The sequence below is a fragment of the Ralstonia nicotianae genome (genome assembly GCF_018243235.1).
GTDB classification, from domain to species: Bacteria; Pseudomonadota; Gammaproteobacteria; order Burkholderiales; family Burkholderiaceae; genus Ralstonia; species Ralstonia nicotianae.
The window spans coordinates 3,359,157-3,382,644 of the sequence record NZ_CP046674.1 but is presented as its reverse complement, the minus strand read 5'-3'; the positions used below and the strand labels follow the sequence as shown (position 1 = coordinate 3,382,644).

Sequence of the window (23,488 nt, the reverse complement as noted above, 5' to 3'; positions counted from 1 at the left end):
TAGCGAAGTGTATCGTTTGCACCAATCGAGAAAACACCCAACCGCGTCCGGCGTTGTTTCTTCCTATGGCGGACGGAACAAGCAATGCTTGCGCCCGGTGATCCGCCGGACGGCCGCCGGCACGCGTGGAGGGTGCCTGGTTGACGTTTACGTAAACGGCGAAAATACTGTGTCCTGAACAGCCGACCGGCACGCCGCGCCTTGTGCGGCCGACAACACATCCAGCGCCGGCACCTCATCGAAGGTGGAGACATGACCGATCTTTCCGCCGCCCGCGCGGCCGAACCGACGTCTGTGAGCGAGCCCGGCGCGGTGAGCAACAAGGTGCGCTTCGTCACGGCGGCTTCGTTGTTCGACGGCCACGATGCGTCCATCAACATCATGCGGCGCATCCTGCAGTCGATGGGTTGCGAGGTGATCCACCTGGGGCACAACCGCTCGGTGGACGAGGTGGTCAACGCGGCCCTGCAGGAGGATGTGCAGGGCATTGCCGTGTCCAGCTACCAGGGCGGCCACGTCGAGTACTTCAAATACATGATCGACGCGCTGCGCGCGCGCGGCGGCGAGCACATCCAGGTGTTCGGCGGCGGCGGCGGGGTGATCGTGCCGGCCGAGATCCGCGAGCTGCAGGACTACGGCGTGGCGCGCATCTACAGTCCGGAGGACGGCCAGCGCATGGGCCTGGCCGGCATGATCGCCGACATGGTGCGGCGCTGCGATATCGATCTCGCTGCGTATGCGCCGACGACGCTGGAGCCTGTCGCCAAGGGCGATCGGCGTGCGCTTGCGCAACTGATCACCGCTCTGGAATCGGGGCGCATCGACCCGGCGCTGCGCCAGGCCGTGCACGCGCGCGCGGCCACGGCGCACACGCCGGTGCTCGGCATCACGGGCACGGGCGGCGCGGGCAAGTCGTCGCTGACCGACGAGCTGATCCGCCGCTTCCGGCTCGACCAGCACGACCGCCTGCGCATCGCCGTGATCTCGATCGATCCGTCGCGGCGCAAGTCGGGCGGGGCGCTGCTGGGCGACCGCATCCGCATGAACGCGATCAACCACCCGAACCTCTTCGTGCGCTCGCTGGCCACGCGCGAGGCGAGCAGCGAGATTTCCGACGCGCTGCCGGACGTGATCGCCGCGTGCCGCGCGGGCGGCTTCGATCTCGTCATCGTCGAGACCTCGGGCATCGGCCAGGGCGATGCGGCCATCGTGCCGCATGCCGATCTGTCGCTGTACGTGATGACGCCGGAATTTGGCGCGGCCAGCCAGTTGGAGAAGATCGATATGCTCGACTTTGCCGACCTGGTGGCGATCAACAAGTTCGACCGCAAGGGCGCGCAGGATGCCTGGCGCGACGTCGCCAAGCAGGTGCAGCGCAACCGCGAGCAATGGCACGCCAAGCCGGAAGACATGCCGGTGTTTGGCACCCAGGCCTCGCACTTCAACGACGACGGCGTGACCGCGCTCTACCACGCGCTGGCCGACCGGCTGGCCGAGCGCGGCATGGCGCTGGCCGAGCGCACGCTGCCGCGTCCGGCCGGCACCTGCTCGACCAGCCACGACGCCATCGTGCCGCCCGCCCGCGTGCGCTACCTGGCCGAGGTGGCCGACACGGTGCGCGGCTATCACCGCCGCGTCGATGCGCAGAGCGGCCTCGCCCGCGAGCGCCAGCAGCTGCAAGCCAGCCGCCGCATGCTGGAAGCCGCTGGCGCGGCGGCCGACGTGCTGACCGCGCTCGACGCGCAAGCCGCCGAGCGCGATGCCCGGCTCGGCGCCGCCGAGCGCAAGCTGCTCGCGATGTGGCCCGATCTGCGCCGCGCATATGCCGGCGACGAATACGTCGTCAAGATCCGCGACCGTGAGCTGCGCACGCCGCTCACGTACACCACGCTGTCGGGCACCACCCTGCGCAAGGTCGTGCTGCCGCCGTACGAAGACGACGGCGAGATCCTGCGCTGGCTGATGCGCGAGAACGTGCCGGGCAGCTTCCCGTACACGGCCGGCGTGTTCGCCTTCAAGCGCCGGGGTGACGTGGGCGGTGAAGACCCGACCCGCATGTTCGCCGGCGAGGGCGATGCCTTGCGCACCAATCGCCGCTTCAAGCTGGTCTCCGAGGGCATGGAGGCCAAGCGGCTGTCCACCGCGTTCGACTCCGTCACGCTGTACGGCGAAGACCCCGACCCGCGTCCCGACATCTACGGCAAGATCGGCAACGCGGGCGTGTCGATCGCCACGCTCGACGACCTGAAGGTGCTGTACGACGGCTTCGACCTGACCAGCCCGAACACCTCCGTCTCGATGACGATCAACGGCCCCGCGCCGACCATCCTGGCGATGTTCATGAACACCGCCCTCGACCAGAACCTCGCCAGGTTCCGCGCCGACAACGGCCGCGAGCCGACCGAGGGCGAGGAGGCGAAGATCCGCGCCTGGGTGCTGCAGAACGTGCGCGGCACGGTGCAGGCCGACATCCTCAAGGAAGACCAGGGCCAGAACACCTGCATCTTCTCGACCGCGTTCTCGCTCAAGGTGATGGGCGACATCCAGGAATATTTCGTGCACCACCAGGTGCGCAACTTCTACTCGGTGTCGATCTCCGGCTACCACATCGCCGAGGCCGGGGCGAACCCGATCTCGCAACTGGCCTTCACGCTCGCCAACGGCTTCACGTATGTGGAGGCGTACCTCGCGCGCGGCATGCACATCGATGATTTCGCGCCCAACCTGTCGTTCTTCTTCTCCAACGGCATGGACCCGGAGTACAGCGTGCTGGGCCGCGTGGCGCGCCGCATCTGGGCGGTGACGATGCGCGATAAGTATGGCGCCAACGAGCGCAGCCAGAAGCTCAAGTACCACGTGCAGACCTCGGGCCGCTCGCTGCACGCGCAGGAGATCGCCTTCAACGACATCCGCACCACGCTGCAGGCGCTGATCGCCATCTACGACAACTGCAACAGCCTGCACACCAACGCCTACGACGAGGCCATCACCACGCCGACGACCGAGTCGGTGCGGCGCGCGCTGGCGATCCAGCTCATCATCAACCGCGAGTGGGGCCTGGCCAAGTGCGAGAACCCGAACCAGGGCAGCTTCATCATCGACGAGCTGACCGATCTGGTGGAGGCGGCCGTGCTGCGGGAGTTCGAGCGCCTCGCCGAGCGCGGCGGCGTGCTCGGCGCGATGGAGACCGGCTACCAGCGCGGCAGGATCCAGGAGGAGTCGATGCTGTACGAGCAGCGCAAGCACGACGGCTCGCTGCCCATCGTCGGTGTCAACACCTTCCGCAACCCGGAGGCGGGGCACGCCGCGCCCGCGCACATCGAGCTGGCCCGCTCGAGCGAGGAAGAGAAGCGGCGCCAGCTCGCCCGCCTGGCGGATTTCCACGCCCGCCACGCCGCCGAGGCGCCGGCCATGCTGCAGCGCTTGCAGCGTGCCGTGATCGACGACCAGAACGTGTTTGCCGTGCTGATGGACGCGGTGCGCGTCTGCTCGCTCGGGCAGATCACGCACGCGCTGTTCGAGGTGGGGGGGCAGTATCGGCGCAATATGTAGCTGTTTGATTGGGATGGTTTGCTGGGGGGCTGGTTTTTTGTTGTTGGTTCATCCCGGGTTTCGTCCCCTGGCGGGGCTGGGCTTGGTGGTGCAACCCTTGTTTCATCCCCTGCCGGGGCTGACCTACTTTCTTTGTCTTGCCAAAGAAAGTAGGCAAAGAAAGGCGCGCCCGAGATGGCGACCCCCTCCTTGAATTTCTGTGACAGGGAGGAGAGAGGGGCAAACTCGCTTCGCTCAGACAGGCCCCTCTCTTTTTTCCTCCCTGTCACAGAAATTCAAGGCGCCATCTAGGGCAGGAACGGCCAAACCATCGAGAAACACAAGCGAGCGCCAAAGCGATTCTTGGTAGCAGCTCTAGTGTCAGATTGTTTGCTTTGCCCTTGCCCTATGCGGCGCCTTGAATTTTTGTTGCGGGGAGGAAAAAGGAAGGGGGCTGTCTGAGCGAAGCGAGTTTGCCCCCTTCCCCTCCCCGCAACAAAAATTCAAGGAGGGTGTCGCCGCATCGGGCGCGCCTTTCTTTGCTTACTTTCTTTGGCAAGACAAAGAAAGTGAGTCAGCCCCGGCAGGGGATGAAACAAGGGTTGCACCACCAAGCCCAGCCCCGCCAGGGGACGAAACCCAGGATGCACCACCAACATCCAGCCGAATCGCATCCAATCAAACAACCGGCATTCGCTCATACAGACGAGCCCGACCAGCTACCGCTGCAGCGCCGCCAGCACCAGCAGGATGACGACGGGCGGCGCCACGCACCAGAACGACAGCGCCGCGAACGCCAGCGCGCCCAGCACCGCGCCGATGGCGAAGCCCGCCAGCGGCGGCGTCATCTTGCGCAGGCGCGTGCGGGCGATGTCCTTCTGCGTGCTGGCGGGCGACAGCAGTTCCACCACGTCGATGACGATCTGCGTGGTGTTGCCCGTCATGATGGTGGTGGGCGCGTGCTCGGACAGCACGATGCGCGCCTTGGCGTTCTGCACGCCCATCGCCGCCACGCCGATCAGCCCGACGAGGATGGTGGCCGGCGCGTCGGCAGACCGGATCGGCAGCGCCAGCAGACCGGCCACCATGAACGCCAGCAGCAGCGCGGCCTGGGCCAGCAGCAGCGGCCGCATCGGCGCCGTGCCGCGCCGCGCGAGCGCCGCCACCGCCAGCTTGGTCGATGCCACCGCCAGCACGAACACCGGCAGCGCCAGCAGCTTGGCCAGCACGCCCTGGCCGGACTGCGCCAGCTCTACGCCGATCATCACGAAGTTGCCGGTGACGTGCGCGGTGAACAGCCCGAACAGCGCCGAGAAGCCGACCACGTCGATGTAGCCGGCGACGAAGGCGAGCAGGCTGCCCTGCGCGATCAGGAAGCGCGCCGATCGCGCGGGGGCCGCCGGGGCGGTGGCGCCGGCCTCAGAACGCAAAGCACGAACACCCGAAGGCGCCCCAGAACGCGCGGAAATCGGCGGCAGGCACGTTGGCCGTGCGCGCCTTCTGGTGCGCATGGCCGTGCACCCCGCATGCGCCGGCGCAGTGGTGCACCTGGCGCTGCAGCGGCGCGGCCGGCCGCCAGTGCCCCGGCACGCGCGCCACCGGCGACCACTCCGGCAGCACCGGAATCGGTGGCGGCCCGTATTCGGTGAACTCCGCGGCACCGTGGACGACGCGCCCGCCCACCACCGTCAGCACCGATTCGATGGCCTTGATGCCGGCTTCGTCCACCGAGAAGAAGTCCGCCGACAGCGCGGCCAGGTCGGCCAGCTGCCCCACCTTGATCTGTCCCTTGTTGCCCTGGTCCGCCGAGAACCAGGCGCTGCCGTGCGTGTACAGCGCGAGCGCCACGTCGCGCGGCAGGCCTTGCGGATACAGCGGCAGGCCGCCGACGGTGCGCCCGCTCACCAGCCAGTACAGCGACGTCCACGGGTTGTAGCTCGACACGCGCGTGGCATCGGTGCCGGCGCCGACCGGCACGCCTTCGGCCAGCATGCGCTGGATGGGCGGTGTCTGCCCGGCGGCGGCCGCGCCGTAGCGCTCGACGAAGTATTCGCCCTGGAAGGCCATGCGGTCCTGGATGGCGATGCCGCCGCCGAGGGCGCGCACGCGTTCGATGTTCCGCGGCGAGATGGTCTCGGCATGGTCGAAGAACCACGGCAGGCCGTCGAACGGAATCTCGCGATCCACGCGCTCGAACACATCGAGCATGCGCGAGATCGACTCGTCGTAGGTGGCGTGCAGGCGGAACGGCCAGCGCTGCGCCACCAGGTGGCGCACCACGGCTTCCAGCTCCGGCTCCATGGTCTCGGGCAGGTCGGGGCGCGGCTGCAGGAAGTCTTCAAAATCGGCGGCGGAGAAGACCAGCATCTCGCCCGCGCCGTTGTGGCGCAGGAAGTCGTCGCCCTGGCGGTACGGCACGCTGCCGGTCCAGTGCTTGAAGTCGGCCAGCTCTTCCTTCGGCTTCTGCGTGAAGAGGTTGTAGGCGATGCGCACCGTCAGCTGGTTCTCCTGCGCCAGCTGGCGGATGACGGCGTAGTCCTCCGGATAGTTCTGGAAGCCGCCGCCCGCGTCGATGGCGCTGGTCACGCCCAGACGGTTGAGTTCGCGCATGAACTGTCGCGTCGAGTTGACCTGGTATTCGGGCGGCAGCTTCGGCCCCTTGGCCAGCGTCGCGTACAGGATCATCGCGTTGGGCCGGGCGATCAGCATGCCGGTGGGCTCGCCGCCGGCATCGCGCTGGATTTCGCCGCCGGGCGGGTTGGGCGTGTCCCGGGTGTAGCCGACCTGCCTGAGCGCGGCGCGGTTGAGCAGCGCGCGGTCGTACAGGTGCAGCACGAACACCGGCGTGTCGGGCGCGGCCTGGTTCAGCTCGTCGAGCGTGGGCATGCGGCGCTCGGCGAACTGGAATTCGGTCCAGCCGCCCACCACGCGCACCCATTGCGGCGACGGCGTGCGCGCGGCCTGCTCCCGGAGCATGCGCAGCGCGTCCGCCAGCGACGGCACGCCTTCCCAGCGCAGCTCGAGGTTGTAGTTCAGCCCGCCGCGGATCAGGTGCAGGTGCGAATCGTTGAGGCCGGGGATGACGGTGCGCCCGCGCAGGTCGATCACCCGGGTGGCGGGGCCGCGCTGCGCCATCGCGGTGGCGTCGTCGCTCACGGCCACGAAGCGGCCGTCGCGCACGGCGACGGCGCTGGCGGTGGGGCGGTCGCGGTCGACGGTGTGGATGCGGCCGTTGTGCAGGATGAGGTCGGCGGTCATGGTCTCAGGCTTTGGGAGAGAGCGAGAAGCGCCCCGGGCCGGCAATCAGCACCGTGACGAAGAGGATCAGCAGCAGCCAGCCGAACTGAGCGTCGGCGATCGACCATTCCCGATGCACGACGAGCAGGGCCACCAGCAGCAGGAAGACGATGGGCAGGCAGGCCAGCCGCGCCAGCATGCCCAGCGCGATCAGCAGCGGACACACGGTCTCGGACAGGATCGCCAGCAGCAGCGTCGGCGCGGCGCCCAGGCGGAACGGGTCTTCGATGCGTGCCAGTTCCTGGCTGTAGTGCAGCACCTTGGGCAGGCCGTGCACGTAGAGCAGCAGCGCGCTGCCCGCCACGCGCAGGAACAGCAGGCCGGCGTCGAGGGCGGTGTCGCGCGCGGGGCCGGCCGCCGCCGTCGGCGAAGCGGCGTCAGGGGTTTGGGCGGAGCGTGTCATGCGGTCGTCGCGCCTCAGGTCGTGGGCGGGCTGCGGTCGGCCGCCGTGACGGTGACATCGTCGACCGCGGGCTTGGGTGACGGTGCCCCGGTGATCTTGGGCACGCACTCATGCCGGAACCACGCCACCGTCAGCGGCTCGCCGGCCAGCAGGCGCTGCGCGGCCGGCACGATCTGCTCGCCGATCAGCATGCCCAGCAGTCCGACCAGCGCAATCGTCGGCGGGGCCGGCGAGCGGACGTGCAGCAGCGCATAAACGATGCCGACCAGGATGCCGGCGCCCAGGGAGATCAGATAAGGCTTCAAGCGGACTCCTTGGCCGTGACACGGAAGCGCTCGCGGCGCGGTACCGCGAGCGCGTTGGCGAAGATGACCCCGGAGCCGCCTCAGCTGGCGGCCACGGCGGCCAGCGCCTTGTGCTGCGATGCGGTGCGCTGCGGCGCCTTGTGCACCATGGTGTAGGCGTAGTCGACACCCATGCCGTAGGCGCCCGAATGTTCCTTCACCAGTTGCATCACGGCGTCATAGGTGTCGCGGCGGGCCCAGTCGCGCTGCCATTCGAGCAGCACCTGCTGCCAGGTCACCGGCACCGCGCCGGCCTGGATCAGGCGCTGCATCGCGTAGTCGTGCGCTTCCTTGGACGTGCCGCCCGAGGCGTCGGCCACCATGTAGATCTCGTAGTCGCCCTCGGCCATGGCGCACAGGGCGAAGGTGGTGTTGCAGACCTCTGTCCACAGGCCGGAGACCACCACCTTCTTGCGGCCGTTCCTGGCCAGGGCATCGCGCACTTTCTGGTCGTCCCAGGAGTTCATCGAGGTGCGCTCGAGCAGTTCCTTGCCCGGGAACACATCGAGCAGCTCGGGGTAGGTGTAGCCGGAGAAGCCCTCCGTCTCCACGGTGGTGATGGTGGTGGGGATGTCGAAGATCTTGGCGGCCTTGGCCAGGCCGACCGTGTTGTTCTTCAGGACCTGGCGGTCGATCGACTGCACGCCGAAGGCCATCTGCGGCTGATGGTCGATGAAGATCAGTTGACAGTTCTGCGGGGTCAGCACTTCCAGCTTGGGGTTGCTCATCGCTGTATCCGGTTGAGGGGCTTGGCGCCGAATGAGGAGCGCCGCCGCGCAGCCGGAACGATGGCTCCGGCTGCGGTGGGCGGCCTGTCAATGATAGGAAGCCGCGCGCCATCCACAACGGCCGGATCGCCGAGCGCAGTTTTTGCGCTTTGCGAACAATGCGCGCGCCGCCGCGAAATATCCGGCGTGCCGCCCGTCCGTCCGGCGCCGCGTCAGCGGATCCAGCCGCGCGCCAGCAGCGGGGTGTCCCATGCCGGTTCGCCGGCGTGGTGGCTGGCCAGGCAATCGATCAGCGCGCACACCTTGACCGCCTGCCGCTGCGTGGCGGGATACACCGCCGAGAAGTGGAACGGCGCCAGGTCGTAGTCGGGCAGCACCGGCACCAGCAGGCCGGCGAGCAGGTCGTCGCTGGCGACGAGCGTCGGCAGGCATGCGATGCCGGCGCCGGTCAGCGCATAGTCGCGCAGCAGGTGGACCGAATTCGAGCGGACCTGCTCGGGCAGGTCGAGTTCGGCGGCCACCTCGCCGCTGCGCGAGAACACCCAGTGCTTGCGCGTCGGGTAGCCGGAATACAGGGCCAGCGCGTGCCGCTGCAGGTCGGCCGGCTGTTGCGGCATGCCGTACTCCTCCACGTAGTCCGGCGTGGCGCAGAACAGGCGGCGCAGGATGAACAGGCGCTTCTCGATCAGCGAATCGTTGATCGGCGGAAAGATCTGGAACACCACGTCGAACCCTTCCGCGATCGGGTCGACCACGCCGTCGTCCACCACCACGTCGAGCTGGATGTCGGGGTACTGTGCGCCGAACCGCGCCAGCGGCTGGGCGAAGTGGTGCAGCGCATAGCCCGGCAGCATGCGGATGCGCAGCTTGCCCGCCGGGGTGGCGCGCAGGCCGCGCATCTGGTCGGTCAGGTCCGACAGCATGCCGACGGCGTGGGCGCACTGCTTGTAGTAGGTCTCGCCGACCTCGGACAGCCGCACGTGCCGCGTGCTGCGATGGAACAGCGGCGCCTCGATGAAGCGCTCCAGCTGCTGCACGCGATGCGTCACCACGGAGTTCGTGACACCCAGCTGGCGCGCCGCTTCGGCAAAGCTGCGTGTCTCGGCCACGCGCACGAAGGCCTCGATACTGAGAAAGCGGTCCATTCGAGGCTCCGGGCCTGATCGGGGTGGAAGGCATGTCCGGCCCGGCGGATGCGGGCCGCGCGATCCCGCCATCATAGAGCGGTCCGCCGGGCCGGCGCGGGGCGCGTTCCCTTTCCGCCGGTTCGCGCAGTCGATTATCCTGTGCCCTCCTTTTGACTGACACAGCAAGCGAGGATCGTTTACATGGCAATTCAGACGGTAGGGATCGTGGGTGCAGGCACGATGGGCAACGGCATTGCGCAGGCATGCGCCGTGGCCGGGCTGGACGTGGTGATGGTGGACATCAGCGAGGCCGCCGTGCAGAAGGGGCTTGCCACCGTGGCCGGCAGCCTGGACCGGCTGATCAAGAAAGAGAAGCTGACCGAGGCCGACAAGGCCGCCGCGCTCGCGCGCATCCACGGCGCCACCGCATACGGCGACCTCAAGCGTGCCGACATCGTGATCGAGGCCGCCACCGAGAACCTCGACCTGAAGATCAAGATCCTCGGGCAGCTCGAGGCCGTCGCCGCGCCGCACGCCATCATCGCGTCCAACACGTCGTCGATCTCGATCACCAAGCTGGCCGCCGTGCTGCAGGACGCCAGCCGCTTCATCGGCATGCACTTCTTCAACCCGGTGCCGATGATGGCGCTGGTGGAGATCATCCGCGGCCTGCAGACCGGCGACGCCACGCACGCCGCCGTCGAAGCGCTGGCGCAGCGGCTCGGCAAGACGCCGATCACGGTCAAGAACAGCCCGGGCTTCGTCGTCAACCGCATCCTGTGCCCGATGATCAACGAGGCGTTCTGCGCGCTGGGCGAGGGGCTGGCGACGCCCGAGGAGATCGACGAAGGCATGAAGCTCGGCTGCAACCATCCGATCGGGCCGCTGGCGCTGGCCGACATGATCGGCCTGGACACCATGCTGGCCGTGATGGAGGTGCTCCACACCGAGTTCGGCGACCCGAAATACCGGCCGGCCATGCTGCTGCGCGAGATGGTCGCCGCCGGCTACCTGGGGCGCAAGAGCGGACGCGGGGTGTACGACTACCGCAAGTGAGGCGCGCCGGCGGATCGGCGCCGGGTCAGCGCGTACCCGGCGTGTTCGCCAGCGCCATCTTGACCAGGCCGGACATCAGCTGCCGGGCGTCGGACGGGCAGTGTACCTCGTCCGCGCCGATCACCTCCACGAGGCCGCGGCCCGCGTCCTGCACGGCCTTCGGCCGGAACAGCATCTGCGCGGACGCGGGCACCGCGGCCAGCAGCGTCATCGGGTCGTACAGGTTCAGCCGGACGACCTGCTCCCAGATCGCGTCGAACGTGTGGTTGCGGGCCGCCCACGCCGCCGCGTCGCCCTGTCCGATTTCCCGGGCGATGAACGTATTGAAGAACCAGTGCTTGTCCAGTTTCGCGATCCGGCCCTGATCGATGCCGTCCCATAGCGTGTTGAGCGCATGCTTCTGGACGTCTTTCAGGTACTGCCCGACCACATGGCCTGACTGCGCCATGTCCTCATAGAAGGTGCGCGGCACCGCGGCCCGATATGCGGCTTCGCGGGTGACGATGCGCAGGGGGATGCCCAGTTCCTGCACGCGGCGGTAGAAGCGGCACGCCGCGGCGAAATCGGTCGTGTTGTTGTACGCGCGGTCGTCGGGCTGCACATAGCCGTCCTCGTCCTTGTCCGGCCGGACGCCCCCCATGATGACGACACGGCCGACCTTCTGCTTGACCAGGCCGGGCTCGGCCGTGACCAGCGCGCAGGGGTCGGTCATGCCCGCGATCACAACCAGCGTGACCGGTGCCGCCGCCTGCGTGAGGCTCTCCCGCAGCGCGGCGACGCTGTCTTCGCTGGCGGCTTCCGGCTTGAGCTTGACGTGCAGTGCCTCGCCCTGGTCGAGGAATTTGGCGTGGTCCTTCGCGTGCTCCGGCTTGATGGCGTAGTCGAGGCCGACGGTGACCCGCACCTCCTGCAGATCGAGCCGGTCGAACACGCCCCTGGCCACACCGGCGCGCCGGGTCCGCACGTCGCGCTCGCCCAGCGTCGCCACCGCATGGGCCATCTTCACCAGGCGGAACGCCTGCAGCGGCTTGGCGAGCGTGAAGGCCACGACATCGTCCGGGTCCTTGTTGGGGTCCGTGAACAGGATGCACGGCATCGGTACCGCGGGCTTGTGCGACCTCAACTGGTTCAGGAGCTGCTTGGAGTTGCCCCTGCATCTCAGGACACTCGGACATCGTTAAGTTAAGGATGCCGCAGTCCTCCTGAACTCCCGTGGCGAGCGGTATTTCAGGGCGCTGTGCGGGTGGCGCTCATTGTAGTGTTCAAAGGCGATTGCCAGACGCGAGAGCGCCGTTGGCGCGTCAGGCTTGTCCATATAGGCGACGTAATCGTGCTTCATCGTTTTCACGAACGACTCGGCCATACCGTTGCTTTGCGGGGAGCGAACCGGCGTCGTCAGTGGCTCAAGGCCGAGCTCGCGAGCGAAGCTGCGCGTGCGATGGTCGGTATAGGCCGAGCCGTTGTCCGTCAGCCATTCAATGCGCTGCTCGGCCTGCGTGGTGCCGAATCGCTGTTCAACGGCCGCTAGCATCACGTCGCGCACAACATCGCCGCTATGCCCTCCAGTCGTTGCCGCCCAACTGATGGCTTCGCGGTCGCAACAGTCCAGCGCAAACGTCACGCGCAGTGGCGTGCCATCGTCGCACCGGAACTCGAAGCCGTCCGAACACCACCGCCGATTGCTCCGGTCCACGGCGACGCGGCCGTCATGCCGACGTCGGTCACGACGTGCGCCGGGACGGCGCAGTAGCAGTTGATGGTCGCGCATGACCCGATAGATACGTTTGTGGTTGATGCACGGCGCACCCGTCAGTTCGCGGCTGCGCCGCAGCAGTGCCCAGATGCGCCGGTAGCCGTAGGTCGGCAGGCCCACCACGTGAGCCTGGATTTCCTCGACCAGCTCGACATCGTTGGTCGAGCGAGCACAGCGACCATCTTGCCAATCGGTCGAGCGCCTCTGTTTGACCGCCACTGCAGAGCGCGCCACGCCGAGAACATCGCAGACCGTCTTCATCGGTCGTCCTCCGGCAGCAAGGGCGAGCGCGCAACCAAGTTTTTTGAGCGTCCCCACTCCACGGCTTCTTTCAGGATTTCGACTTCCAGTGTCTTCTTCCCGAGCAACCGCTGCAGTTCCCTGATTTCCTTGACGGCGGCGGCCAGCTCAGATGCGGGCACGACCGATTCGCCTGCCTTGACCGCTGTTAGGCTGCCTTCTTGATATTGCTTGCGCCAACCGAAGACCTGGTTGGCGTTCACGCCATGCCGGCGGGCGACCGCTGATACCGAAGCTCCCGGCACCAGTGTTTCTTGCACGATGGCGACTTTCTCATGTGCCGTGCGTCGGCGGCGACGTTCCGGCTCGGTCAGAATCTCGATGGGTTCCACGTAATGACTAGGCTTACTGATAGTCACAAGACTACTCGCTATTTAAGAGAGTCCTCGTGTCCTGAGATTCAGGGGGGCGCTCCACTGCTGCTCGGCATAGTCCTCCGGTGCACCGTGGCTCCCCCAGAACGCGGTCAGCAGCGCCCGCCTGACGGCGTCGGCCGATGCCGGGCGGGTGCGGGGCAGGAGGCGGTCGGCGGCACCCGGGCCTTCCGTGGCCGGCCGGTGAATGGCGTGCTCCGGGAGCACAACGCCGAGGCCGGGCTTGCGCAGCCCTTCCAGCGGTCCGCCGGCGGGCGACTTGCCGGGCGGCTTTTGCGTGCCGCTTGCATCTGGCGGCATGTTGCCGCGTGGCCCGGGCCGGTGGCTCGTGGTGTCTGTATCGGTTGCGGCGGCAGGGCCAGACGGGCCGGGTGAATACGCTGACGATCGGGTGACGGCTTTCATCGCCGCAGTCTGGCGAGCTGTCGATCGGATGTGTGGGGTCGATGCGAAGTCCTGTGGTGCCGAGCGAAGGCGGTGGGGCGCGATCGCAAGACTGTTGCGGCGTGAGCGTGGAAAGGCAACTGACCCGGTCGGAGGGAGGGGTCTTGACGTCTAGCCTCTACGATCCAGCCATGGCCGGTTTGGAGCGTAATGATGATGGGATCAGTTTGCGATCCAGAAGGCGACAGCGACCCAAAAGAGCAGACCGATCAAGGCAACAAGGTGTTCATTCAGTTTGTGCGGATTGCATTTGTTCAGTGTGATTCCTTTTATCAGGAGGGCACCCGTTCCCCACAGAAAAAGACCAATAAACCAATCTACGATGAGGTCTGACATGGATTCGATCTGGTTGAGGGGGCGTTGTCTTCGAGTGGCTCGTCGATCGGCACTTGTGTAAGACGTAGCGCAGCGATTGCTTCATCGGCTGCCTCAGCGTTTTGTCGGATGCTAGCGGTTAAATTGACCGGTCTTCGATACGCTCCAATATCCAGCAACCATTCTTTTTGAAATGATAGCGGACTTGATAGTCTGTGTCGGGCTTGGTCAGCGTGATGCTTGCCTTGCCGGCCGATGCGCTGTCAATCTGAATCTTGAGCATCCGGTTCACTCGTTCCTGCTTGGGCGGGATGATGGGAAAGCGAAGTTGATCGCGATGCAGGTGCCTGACAATCGGGCCCGGTTCCGGTTGTGATTCGGGATCAAGTTGCAGCCTTTCCAGCGGATATTGGGTGAATTCCTTTTGAATATGCTCTTCTTCGGAAAATTTCTGGATGAATGTTGGGAAGTCGGCCGCCGGGCAAGCGATTCCGGCGCTTCCTGATGCAGGCTGTACGATGCTGCGTTCGATGGCATCACGTGCATAGACGCTTTGCGTTAGAAGTAGTGTAAATATCGTCAGTGGCTTGTGGATGGTTGGCATTTTTTCGGAAAAATTTCTGGATAAATGGATTCGATTTGGTTGTGAGGTGGATTTGCCCCCGCATCTCCGGACACCGCCTCACACTTGAGTTGATGATTCCGTCCTGCGCCTGAACTCGCGTGGCGAGCGATATTTCAGTGCGCTATGGGGATGCTGCTCGTTGTAATGCTCGAACGCGATGGCGAGGTTGCGCGTCGCTGTGGCCGCGTCAGGCTTGGGCATGAAGGCGACGTAGTCGCGCTTCATCGTCTTCACGAAGCTCTCGGCCATGCCGTTGCTCTGCGGGCTGCAAACCGGTGTCGTCAATGGCTTCAAGCCAATGTCCGTGGCGAACTCGCGAGTCTTCCCAGCAATGTAGCCTGAGCCGTTGTCCGTCAGCCATTCAATTTCCGCTGGCGCTTTCGGAACATTGCCGAAGCGCTGCTCGACGGCCGCCAGCATCACGTCGCGTACTACGTCGCCGCTGTAGCCGCCGGTCGTCGCCACCCAGCTCATCGCCTCGCGGTCGCAGCAATCCAGCGCGAACGTCACCCGCAGCGGCTCGCCGTTGTCGCAGCGGAACTCGAAGCCATCGGAGCACCAGCGCTGGTTGCTCTTGGCCACGGCGACCTTGCCGTCATGCCGGCGCGGTGGACGCGGTGGCGTCGGCCTGCGCTCAAGCAGCAAGCTGTGCACACGCATGACCCGATAGACACGCTTGGCATTGATCGGCGCTTCGCATTGACGCTCACGTTCGCGCCGCAATCTGCCCCAGACCCGCCGGTAGCCATAGCTCGGCAAGTCGGCGATGGTGCGCCGGATTTCGTCGACCAAGCTAGCGTCGTCGGTTTGCCGAGCTGTGCGCCCGTCGCGCCAATCACCCGGCCGGGCCCGCTTGGCCGCCACGTTTGAGCGCGCTACGCCGAGGACCTCGCAAACTAGCTTCACTGGTCGTCCCCCGGCAACGATGGCGAGCGCGCTATCCACTTTTTTGCCCGACCGTATTCCACGGCTTCGCGAAGAATCTCGTTCTCCATCGTCTTTATATGGACGCCTCCTGTTTGGCAAGATGTCGATGAGTTGTCGAACAAGTAAGAAGGCTGCGGTTTTATATCCGGCCTATACAGGACGAACCCCGCTGGCCCCTATGGAATCCGCTGACTCACGCCTCATTTTTGCCACGGACCATGATGTCCAGAAGACGATGCAGGTTTGGTGAGCCCCGGTCTAACCTGTTTGCCATCACAATCGATACCTTGCGCAACCTGGGAAGTTCGCGTTCAGTGCAACATCAAGGGCATCCGGATGCCATACATGGTGCCGTCATGCAATTGCCGCCGTATAGTCAGCTCGGTATGAGCATCGGTGCGCAAGCAATGCCCAAATCGTCCGCGCCATCTTGTTTGCTAAGGCCACTATCACAATGTTGAGCGGTCGCCGCTGCCTGAGCTTTGCTGCCCATGACTCTGCATCTTTCACGTGCTTCATGACCGAGCGCGCCCCGTGAATGAGCAAGGTGCGCAAGTAGCGGTCGCCTCGTTTGCTGATTCCAAGTAGGCGCACCTTCCCTCCCGTCCCAATCTGCGCTGGCACCAAGCCGAGCCAAGCTGCAAACTCACGACCAGATTTGAAGGCCTTCGCATTGCCCATTGCGGCAACTGCCGCAGTCGCAGTCAAGAAGCCGACGCCTGGAATATCCGCAATTGCCTTGCACGCATCGCTTTCCTGTAGCCATGCCCTCAAGCGCCGCTCGATACGGGCAATCTCCTCGTCCATGTTGCTCAGACGTTGCCATTGCTCTCTGAGGGAATCTATCAGGACTGCCGGCAATCGCGACTCCAGCCGTGCGAGCACGTCGGGCATCGCTCGGCTCATCGCGGCCCGCCCCAATGCCATGACTTCGCCGTACTCGCTCAGCAGTCCACGCAAGCAATTCGATTGAGAGCGCCGGAATATCACTAGCTGCTGGCGCATGCGATGCAGCGCTAGAACGGCCTGCTGCGCTTCGGTCTTGATTGCCACTGTCTTGATGCCAGGTTGACTCGTTGCAGCCCAGATGGCGCGCGCGTCAGCAACGTCGTTCTTGTTGCCTGTCACAAACGCCTTGACCAGCTTGCCCGGCATCAGTTTGACCTGATGTCCAAGTTCGCTTAACCGCCGTGCCCAGTGTTGTGAGCTGCCACACGCTTCCATGCCAATCAGACAGGGTTCACGATTTGCGAAATGTTCCAAGAAGGCACCTCGCTTGAGTTGCCGGTCAACCACTTCCCCCGTCTCGCGGTCAATCCAGTGCAACTGAAAGACCTGCTTCGCAATGTCAACGCCAATGATGGTCGGTTCCATTTCCGCTCTCCCTGGAAAGGTGGTGACGCACCATTATTGCTGCGGCGGAGGCGTCCATACCATTTTTGCCGAGCATGCGCTGCAGCTCACGGACTTGTTTGAGCGCTTCGGCCAGCTCCGAGGCCGGCACCACTTCCTCGCCCGCGGTCACTGCCGACAGGCTCCCGTCTTGGTACAGCTTGCGCCACTGGAACACCTGATTCGGATTCACGCCGTGCTGGCGCGCCACCATCGAGACCGTCTTGCCCGGCTCAAAGCTCTCTCGGACCATCGCAAGCTTCTCTTCCACCGACCACCGCCGGCGACGCTCCGGGCCCGTCAACACTTCCATCACTTCTTGGTTGCTGCTAGTCATAAACACAGTCGTATGCCTACCCGTAGTTTAAGTGGGTGACTGTGTCCGGGGATTCTGGGGGCCGTTCCATGAGGGGGGCAATTGGTTTTGGCATATGGGGGCGTGTAGCCCCGTATGCAGTTTGTGGTGCTCCTGCTACCCGGCTCCGTTGTCCCATTCGTCGCGTCTATCGACATCGTCGGCCGCCGGAATGACCCGGCGGCCGACGCTCGCGTTACTTCCAGTTGGCCGCGATGACGCTTTCCAATGCATCCCGATAGTTTTGGGGCAAGGTGGACTGCCCCGAGGCTGGCGGGCTGAAGGACGCCATGGCCTGGACCAGGCTATCGACTTGGGTATCGAGGAGGCGCTTTCCGTCGGCAGTCGTGAACTGGTCGACGTGATAGGCAGCCCCGGAGTACCAGTTGGAGATGGTCGTCTTGTCGGTTGAGCCGATCACACTCACTTCGAGATCGGCGTTGACTCGTCGGAACCAGAGCTGGTCTGTCGCGATGCCGTCACCGAAGGCGATGACATCGGAGCGCCCGGTGGAGGTGTCGTAGTTGTAGATGGAGTCCTGCCCCCAGCCGGAGTTGAAGACGTAGGTATCGGAGCCTTCATTGCCGACGAGGTAGTCGTTGCCGGCACCGCCCTCGAGGGTGTCGTTGCTGTTGCCGCCATAGAGGTTGTCGTTGCCCGAGCCGCCCAGGAGGCTGTCGTCGCCGGACTCGCCGTAGAGGTAGTCGTTGTCGGCGCCGCCATCGAGCACGTCGTTGCCGTCACCGCCGAAGAGATTGTCGGCGCCGGCCTCACCGCGCAGGGTGTCGTTGCCACCGTAACCACGGAGGGTGTCGTTGCCGTCGAGGCCGTTCAGGTTGTCGTCGGAGGCATAGCCGTAGAGGTTGTCGGCACCGGAGGTGGGCGCCTGGACGAGGGTTTTGACAGCGGCGACGTCCCAGGAGGTGCCGTCGGCGAAGCGGACCTCGTCGATGCGGTAGGGGCCGGTGGCGTCGCTGTTGAAGTAGGACTGGACGGTGACCCTGTCGGAGCTGTTGCGCAGCGAAAGGATCAGGTCGTCGCCCGAACGGGTAGCGACGATGTCGCTAGCCGCGATGCCCGTGCCGAAGGTGATGACATCGGAGCGACCGGCGGTGGTGTCGTAGTTGTAGATCGTGTCCTGGCCCCAACCTGAGTTGAAGACGTAGGTGTCGGAGCCTTCATTGCTGACGAGGTAGTCGTTGCCGGCGCCGCCCTCGAGGGTGTCGTTGCCAGTGCCGCCGTACAGGTTGTCGTTGCCCGAGCCGCCCAGGAGGCTGTCGTCGCCGGACTCGCCGTAGAGGTAGTCGTTGTCGGCGCCGCCATCGAGCACGTCGTTGCCGTCACCGCCGAAGAGATTGTCGGCGCCGGCCTCACCGCGCAGGGTGTCGTTGCCACCGTAACCACGGAGGGTGTCGTTGCCGTCGAGGCCGTTCAGGGTGTCGTCGGAGGCGTAGCCGTAGAGGTTGTCTGCGCCGGAGGTGGGCGCCTGGACGAGGGCTTTGACGGCAGCGACGTCCCAGGAGGTGCCGTCGGCGAAGTGGACCTCGTCGATGCGGTAGGGGCCGGTGGCGTCGCTGTAGAAGTAGGACTGGACGGTGACCTTGTCGGAGCTGTTGCGCAGGGACAGGACCAGGTCGTCACCACTACGGGTGGCCACGATGTCGCTGGCTGCAATACCAGTGCCGAACTCAATGACATCGGAGTGCCCGGAGGTGGTGTCGTAGTTGTAGATCGTGTCTTGCCCCCAGCCGGAGTTGAAGACGTAGGTGTCGGAGCCCTCGTTGCCGACGAGGTAGTCGTTGCCGGCGCCGCCCTCTAGGGTGTCATTGCCGGCGCCGCCGTACAGGTTGTCGTTGCCCGCACCACCTTGCAGGGAATCGTCACCGGCCTCGCCGTAGAGGTAGTCGTTGTCGGTGCCGCCATCGAGCACGTCGTTGCCGTCACCGCCGAAGAGGTTGTCGGCGCCGGCCTCACCGCGCAGGGTGTCGTTGCCACCGTAACCACGGAGGGTGTCGTTGCCGTCGAGGCCGTTGAGGGTGTCGTCGGAGGCGTAGCCGTAGAGGTTGTCGGCACCGGAGGTGGGCGCCTGGACGAGGGCCTTGACGGCGGCGACGTCCCAGGAGGTGCCATCGGCGAAGCGGACCTGGTCGATGCGATAGGGACCGGTGGCGTCGCTGTAGAAGTAGGACTGGACGGTGACCCTGTCGGAGCTGTTGCGCAGGGAGAGGATCAGGTCGTCGCCACTGCGGGTAGCGACGATGTCGCTGGTCGCGATGCCGTCACCGAAGGTGATGACGTCTGAGCGTCCGGGGCTGATGTCGTAGTTGTAGATCGTGTCCTGCCCCCAGCCGGAGTTGAAGACGTAGGTATCGGAGCCCTCGTTGCCGTTGAGGTAGTCGTTGCCGGTGCCGCCATCGAGGGTGTCGTTGCCCGCGTCGCCGTAGAGGTAATCGTTGCCTCCCTTGGCCGTGAGCACATCGTTACCGTCGCGGCCATAGAGGTAATCGGCGGTATTGGTACCCACCAGCAGATCCGGCCGCGAAGTGCCGGTGAGGTTGTGTTCGGTGGCGGCTGCGAGGCGCACTGTCCAGCTGCTCAACTCCTCGGTGAACGCGACCAGGTCGGGGGTGGCATTGAGTTGGGCAATAAGGAATTGGGTAGCGTTCCAGCCGAGCATATTCAGTTTTTTATCGCCGAATGCGCTCATGAACTCAATCAAATCGACCAAACCTTGTTGCGGCGATAATTTTATCGCTGATTCAAATGATTTTTGAACCTCTGAAAATGAGAAGATTGGTAATCCATGGGTTGTGGTGACCACTATGCTTTCATAGTAGTCTTTGAGTCTGGTTTGCAATAACTGAATCGCCCCGGTTTTTCTAGACACCCGCGAGCCGTTGGGAATGGCGTTGTTCGAACTCTACCGGCGATAGTCCGTTGGCGCTCGAATGTCGCCGTGTTGGGTTGTAGAACATCTCGATGTAGTTGAAGACATCGGACTTGGCCTGCTGCCGGGTGACATAGATTTGCCGCCGCACTCGCTCGCGCTTGAGCAACTGGAAGAAGCTCTCAGCCACGGCATTGTCGTGGCAGTTGCCGCGCCGGCTCATGCTACACAGCAGGTTGTGCTCGCGCAGGAAGCTCTGCCAAGTGTGGCCGGTGAACTGGCACCCCTGATCCGAGTGAATCAGCACCTGCTGGTGCGGACGGCGTCGCCATAGTGCCATCAGCAAGGCATCCAGCACCAACTGGGTATCGATGCGCTGCCCCATGGACCAGCCGACGACCATGCGTGACCACAGATCGATGACCACGCTCAGGTACAGCCAGCCTTCGTGCGTGCGGATATAGGTGATGTCGGTCACCCAGGACTGGTTCGGGCCGTTGACCGTGAACTGCCGCTGCAGGTGATTGGGCGCGACCGCCGCCGGCTTGCCGGCACGCCCAGCAGGACGTCGACGGTAGCCTGATTGCGAACGCAGTCCCTCGGCCTTGAGTAGCCTCGCCACGCGGTGCTTGCCGCAGCGCTCGCCCAAATCGCGCATGTCCAAGGTGAGCTTGCGATAGCCATAGACCCCGCCGCTCTCCAGCCAGGCCTGCTTGAGTAACCCCAGCAGGCGTTGGTTGTCCTTCGCGCGTGGGCTCAAGGGATTTGCGTGCCATGCGTAGTAACCACTGGGATGCACCGACATCGCCTTGCACAGACGGCGCACGCTGTATTGACCCGCGTGCGCCTTGATGAAGGCGTACCTCACCCGGACTGCTTGGCAAAGTACGCTGCGGCCTTTTTTAGGATGTCGCGCTCCTCGGTCACCCGTTTGAGCTCGGCCTTGAGCCTGCGTACCTCGTCGGATGGCGATACCTGCCCTTGCGGTTGCGCCACGGGTTGGCGTCGTTGTTTGATCCACTGGTACAGGCTGTGTTGGCTCACGCCCAGCCGCTGCGCGACCTCGGCAACGCTGTGACCTCTGTCCAAAACCTGATTGACCGCCTCGACCTTGAATTCCTCGGTGTATCTCTTCGCGCTCATCGCACCTCCTGTCTAACCTCTAGTTTGAGGCTCACAGGTGTCTACTTAGGCCGGGGCGATTCAAACAACGATTCATAGATATCCGTCTTGAATCGGTCATAAGCCAACGCTATGCTGGCAATCTGTTCGGCTGCCAAGGTTACGGTGACACCACCGGAAGTGGCGTCCAATGGCGTGAATCTGGCTTGGCCATTGGCCCCGCCGTAGGTGAAGCCCATGAAGCGCTCCACAATACCGAGTTTGCGTACGAAGTCGTCATAGGCTGCCGTGCCCGCCGTTAATCCTGCGAGGTTATAGGTCAGCTTGACACCGCTGGCGGCCAATGCGTCAGCCTGTGCCTTGAGTGACTTCATGTCGGCAGTGTCAGCCCATTTCTCAATGAAGCCATCCAGCTGACCAATCTGCGCTTGCCGTGAGGTTTGTTGAGTATAGGTTTGTACCCAGTTACCCAAATCGTTCGAAAGGCTGATAGCTTCGTTCAAGTCACGCGCTCGGCCTGAACCACGCAAGGTTGGCAACGCTTTGGCTGAATCCGTGAGTGGAATATGATCGGTGAATTGCCGATAGAAGGTGTTGACCAGCAGATCCAGATTAGCGGCCGCACCATTGGTTTCGCCGGTTGCTCCTGTGGTTCCGTTGGAACGGTTAAAGGTGCCTGCAGCGGTCTGAACATTGCCGTTGCCCAAATCGGTGCGAACCGCTGTTGAGTTGACGCCAATGGAGACGATGTTGTTGGCGGAAAGCGTGGTGAGTTCGTTGGTCTGGCTGATTCCGTCCTGGTTCAGGTCGCGCCAAATGCGCAGATTGGCGAATACGCTGTCGGAGGCATCGATCTTGCAGTCTTTGTCGGCATCGACGTCGCGTAATGCATCAAAGCCGTCAGTAGCGAATTGACCATTGCTCTTGAGCGTGTCCACACCAAAGAGCTCGCGACCCGAGTCAATGGCGCCGTTGCCATTGCGATCCAGCACTAGCCAGCCGTCATCAGGTTTGACCCAACCCGTACCCGTTTTGACACCATCGCCATCGTGATCGAACAGAATGACGGTGCCGTCACGCGTGGTGGTGGTTTCGATACCATCACCATCCAGGTCGAGTACGAGAGGATCGCGCCGTGGGGGCGTCGTGCCACCTGCCCCCGAGCTGCCGCCTCCACCGCCCGTGCCGCCCGCCGCACCGCCGCCAGTTCCGCCGCTGCTGCCCATACCCGAGCTACTTCCTCCAGCTCCGCCTGCGCCACCGCCGCCGCCCGTGCCTCCCGGTACGGTTGCGCCCGCACTGCCGCCGCCGGCGTCGTCTGATCCGCCAGGCAGGTTGTTGCCTGATCCTGGGGCCCAGTTATCACCGAGGCCGTCATTCTTGGGCTCAGGAAGTCCAGATCTTCGCAGGGCCTCGTCCGCTGTGGAGTTAGAGTTCTGATCCAAAGGCCGATATTGATGTCCCTCAAGAGCGATATCGTTCATGGAGTCAGTGATTTTTTTCCAGTCGCCGGAAAGATCTTCACCGCTTTTTATTTCTTCGTGCTTTTGTGTTTGGCCTCTGGCGTTTGGGTTGAGCGGGTTGTCTGGGTAATCCGCATCGTATTTAGCGTGGGTTGTGATAATGTTTCCGTAATCACTTCCAGACGAGCCGCTTCCCGAGGATCCGCTTTGAGATAAATCACTCATGCTTGATGAGGCGTCTTTGCCTGCCCACCCACTGGCAGCATACTGATTCCCGTTGGAGTCAGTGTAAAGAAGATACTTATGATAATAGCCAGGTCCGATTTCCCTGTAGACAATCTCGATCTTTTCAGTAATTTTTATATCCTGGAGCTTAGTAGGCATTTTTTACGTACCAGCCACGCACAACTGCGACGCCTCCGTTTCGAAAGCCGATCTCGATGGCTATCCCGTAGTCGTACACCAGCGATAAAATAGGTTTGTGATCGTATCTGCCGACGACTACGGTGCTTTCGCAATCAGGGCAGTTGGGAATGGGTTGCTTGGTTTCTTCTTCGGTAACTTTGAAGCCTTCGGATGCGAGAATTTCTTTGGCTTCAGCCTTAGAAATTCCTTCTGAAAAATACTTCTTGATAATGTGGTCGACTTGAATTGGTTTGAATCTTTCTGGCTTGTCCAGGGCTGAAATTTCATTGATTAGTTTTCCTGCCGCCATAGCGTGCCCCTGAAAAATAAGTACGAATGCAATCAGTATCGTGGCTGTCAATTTATTCATTTTAAAATCTCGCTTTGATGGGGCGAGGTAATCGGTTCGAGGTTGAGTCGTGCTGTGTTCGATGTGTGTCGTGATTGATGTGATGTGTATTTGGTGATGGGGTAGGCCTGAGTGGGGCGGTCATTTGATTGGTGGTCGATGTGCTGAGAACTTGGATTGGGTTGCTGTATAAATCGGCGGTGTGAGTTGCCGCCACGGGTGGTGGATAGTTCTGCGTGCCTGCCATTTTTGGATGCAGGAAATTATGAGTGTGAAGATTATTGCAATTTT

Annotated in this window: 17 protein-coding genes and 3 pseudogenes; 2 read left to right on the top strand and 18 right to left on the bottom strand. The window is 63.8% G+C overall.

Going from position 1 to position 23,488, the window contains the following annotated elements; translation table 11 throughout:
- The first annotated feature begins 252 nt into the window (after positions 1 to 252).
- Entirely contained in the window at positions 253 to 3,552 is a 3,300-nt protein-coding gene (gene icmF / locus GO999_RS15615; protein ID WP_211906374.1) for a fused isobutyryl-CoA mutase/GTPase IcmF, read from the top strand.
- 698 nt (positions 3,553 to 4,250) lie between these two features.
- Here the strand turns inward: icmF and GO999_RS15610 are convergent.
- The 6 genes from GO999_RS15610 to GO999_RS15585 all read right to left on the bottom strand — a co-directional run bounded on the left by GO999_RS15610 (position 4,251) and on the right by GO999_RS15585 (position 9,448).
- Positions 4,251 to 4,961, bottom strand: a complete 711-nt coding sequence (locus GO999_RS15610; protein ID WP_011000205.1) for a YoaK family protein — start codon at positions 4,959 to 4,961, stop codon at positions 4,251 to 4,253.
- Complete coding sequence (locus GO999_RS15605; RefSeq protein WP_211906373.1) at positions 4,951 to 6,789, bottom strand: amidohydrolase; 1,839 nt, start codon at positions 6,787 to 6,789, stop codon at positions 4,951 to 4,953. Before GO999_RS15605 ends, GO999_RS15610 begins: the two co-directional genes overlap by 11 nt.
- A 4-nt stretch (positions 6,790 to 6,793) precedes the next feature.
- On the bottom strand, positions 6,794 to 7,231 hold the full coding sequence (locus GO999_RS15600) for a DoxX family protein (protein ID WP_211906372.1): 438 nt from the start codon (positions 7,229 to 7,231) through the stop codon (positions 6,794 to 6,796).
- A gap of 14 nt (positions 7,232 to 7,245) precedes the next feature.
- Entirely contained in the window at positions 7,246 to 7,536 is a 291-nt protein-coding gene (locus tag GO999_RS15595; RefSeq protein ID WP_020830958.1) for a XapX domain-containing protein, read from the bottom strand.
- A gap of 80 nt (positions 7,537 to 7,616) precedes the next feature.
- Positions 7,617 to 8,303 carry a hydrolase gene (locus GO999_RS15590; protein ID WP_069078859.1) on the bottom strand — a complete coding sequence of 229 codons (687 nt, stop codon included), beginning with the start codon at positions 8,301 to 8,303 and terminating at the stop codon, positions 7,617 to 7,619.
- Positions 8,304 to 8,515: 212 nt separating this feature from the next.
- Positions 8,516 to 9,448 (bottom strand): LysR family transcriptional regulator, encoded by a 933-nt coding sequence (locus tag GO999_RS15585; RefSeq protein WP_211906371.1) that lies wholly within the window; start codon positions 9,446 to 9,448, stop codon positions 8,516 to 8,518.
- 183 nt (positions 9,449 to 9,631) lie between these two features.
- Here GO999_RS15585 and GO999_RS15580 point away from each other — a divergent pair, with 183 nt between their 5' ends.
- A complete protein-coding gene (locus GO999_RS15580; protein ID WP_011000211.1) occupies positions 9,632 to 10,486 on the top strand; it encodes a 3-hydroxybutyryl-CoA dehydrogenase in 855 nt (284 codons plus the stop codon).
- 25 nt (positions 10,487 to 10,511) lie between these two features.
- Here the strand turns inward: GO999_RS15580 and xopQ are convergent.
- From xopQ to GO999_RS15520, 12 genes and pseudogenes are all read right to left on the bottom strand, one after another.
- Positions 10,512 to 11,627, bottom strand: a pseudogene (gene xopQ / locus GO999_RS15575) (type III secretion system effector XopQ); the annotation flags it as partial.
- A 36-nt stretch (positions 11,628 to 11,663) separates the two neighbouring features.
- Positions 11,664 to 12,862, bottom strand: a protein-coding gene (locus GO999_RS15570) for an IS3 family transposase (RefSeq protein WP_211906792.1) whose coding sequence is annotated in 2 segments (ribosomal slippage) — positions 11,664 to 12,547 and positions 12,547 to 12,862 — 1,200 coding nt in all. Because the reading frame shifts where the segments join, the coding sequence is not laid out codon by codon here.
- A 51-nt stretch (positions 12,863 to 12,913) separates the two neighbouring features.
- The gene (locus GO999_RS15565) at positions 12,914 to 13,213 is read right to left on the bottom strand and encodes a hypothetical protein (protein ID WP_249215038.1); all 300 of its coding nucleotides are present in this window, start codon (positions 13,211 to 13,213) and stop codon (positions 12,914 to 12,916) included.
- 306 nt (positions 13,214 to 13,519) lie between these two features.
- Positions 13,520 to 13,693: a hypothetical protein gene (locus tag GO999_RS15560; RefSeq protein ID WP_165590615.1), complete on the bottom strand. Its 174-nt coding sequence runs from the start codon at positions 13,691 to 13,693 to the stop codon at positions 13,520 to 13,522.
- A gap of 118 nt (positions 13,694 to 13,811) precedes the next feature.
- Positions 13,812 to 14,276: a hypothetical protein gene (locus GO999_RS15555; RefSeq protein WP_211906370.1), complete on the bottom strand. Its 465-nt coding sequence runs from the start codon at positions 14,274 to 14,276 to the stop codon at positions 13,812 to 13,814.
- Between the two features lie 78 nt (positions 14,277 to 14,354).
- A pseudogene (locus tag GO999_RS15550) lies at positions 14,355 to 15,298 on the bottom strand (IS3-like element ISRso10 family transposase); the annotation flags it as partial.
- Between the two features lie 280 nt (positions 15,299 to 15,578).
- On the bottom strand, positions 15,579 to 16,598 hold the full coding sequence (locus tag GO999_RS15545) for an IS110 family RNA-guided transposase (RefSeq protein WP_019719041.1): 1,020 nt from the start codon (positions 16,596 to 16,598) through the stop codon (positions 15,579 to 15,581).
- A gap of 52 nt (positions 16,599 to 16,650) precedes the next feature.
- Positions 16,651 to 16,929, bottom strand: a pseudogene (locus GO999_RS15540) (transposase); the annotation flags it as partial.
- Positions 16,930 to 17,167: 238 nt separating this feature from the next.
- Positions 17,168 to 19,699 carry a calcium-binding protein gene (locus tag GO999_RS24980; RefSeq protein WP_277615472.1) on the bottom strand — a complete coding sequence of 844 codons (2,532 nt, stop codon included), beginning with the start codon at positions 19,697 to 19,699 and terminating at the stop codon, positions 17,168 to 17,170.
- Between the two features lie 151 nt (positions 19,700 to 19,850).
- Positions 19,851 to 21,001, bottom strand: a protein-coding gene (locus GO999_RS15530) for an IS3 family transposase (protein WP_086005422.1) whose coding sequence is annotated in 2 segments (ribosomal slippage) — positions 19,851 to 20,758 and positions 20,758 to 21,001 — 1,152 coding nt in all. Because the reading frame shifts where the segments join, the coding sequence is not laid out codon by codon here.
- 41 nt (positions 21,002 to 21,042) lie between these two features.
- Positions 21,043 to 22,827: an SPM autocatalytic domain-containing protein gene (locus GO999_RS15525; protein ID WP_249215037.1), complete on the bottom strand. Its 1,785-nt coding sequence runs from the start codon at positions 22,825 to 22,827 to the stop codon at positions 21,043 to 21,045.
- Positions 22,817 to 23,218, bottom strand: a complete 402-nt coding sequence (locus tag GO999_RS15520; RefSeq protein ID WP_139274287.1) for a hypothetical protein — start codon at positions 23,216 to 23,218, stop codon at positions 22,817 to 22,819. Before GO999_RS15520 ends, GO999_RS15525 begins: the two co-directional genes overlap by 11 nt.
- Positions 23,219 to 23,488: the final 270 nt, after the last annotated feature.

Bases quoted from the DNA above. Each gene is read 5' to 3' on its own strand.
- icmF (WP_211906374.1), top strand. From the start codon at position 253: ATGACCGATCTTTCCGCCGCCCGCGCGGCCGAACCGACGTCTGTGAGC.
- GO999_RS15605 (WP_211906373.1), bottom strand. From the start codon at position 6,789: ATGACCGCCGACCTCATCCTGCACAACGGCCGCATCCACACCGTCGAC.
- GO999_RS15600 (WP_211906372.1), bottom strand. From the start codon at position 7,231: ATGACACGCTCCGCCCAAACCCCTGACGCCGCTTCGCCGACGGCGGCG.
- GO999_RS15590 (WP_069078859.1), bottom strand. From the start codon at position 8,303: ATGAGCAACCCCAAGCTGGAAGTGCTGACCCCGCAGAACTGTCAACTG.
- GO999_RS15585 (WP_211906371.1), bottom strand. From the start codon at position 9,448: ATGGACCGCTTTCTCAGTATCGAGGCCTTCGTGCGCGTGGCCGAGACA.
- GO999_RS15580 (WP_011000211.1), top strand. From the start codon at position 9,632: ATGGCAATTCAGACGGTAGGGATCGTGGGTGCAGGCACGATGGGCAAC.
- GO999_RS15565 (WP_249215038.1), bottom strand. From the start codon at position 13,213: ATGCCGCCAGATGCAAGCGGCACGCAAAAGCCGCCCGGCAAGTCGCCC.
- GO999_RS15560 (WP_165590615.1), bottom strand. From the start codon at position 13,693: ATGTCAGACCTCATCGTAGATTGGTTTATTGGTCTTTTTCTGTGGGGA.
- GO999_RS15555 (WP_211906370.1), bottom strand. From the start codon at position 14,276: ATGCCAACCATCCACAAGCCACTGACGATATTTACACTACTTCTAACG.
- GO999_RS15545 (WP_019719041.1), bottom strand. From the start codon at position 16,598: ATGGAACCGACCATCATTGGCGTTGACATTGCGAAGCAGGTCTTTCAG.
- GO999_RS15525 (WP_249215037.1), bottom strand. From the start codon at position 22,827: ATGCCTACTAAGCTCCAGGATATAAAAATTACTGAAAAGATCGAGATT.
- GO999_RS15520 (WP_139274287.1), bottom strand. From the start codon at position 23,218: ATGAATAAATTGACAGCCACGATACTGATTGCATTCGTACTTATTTTT.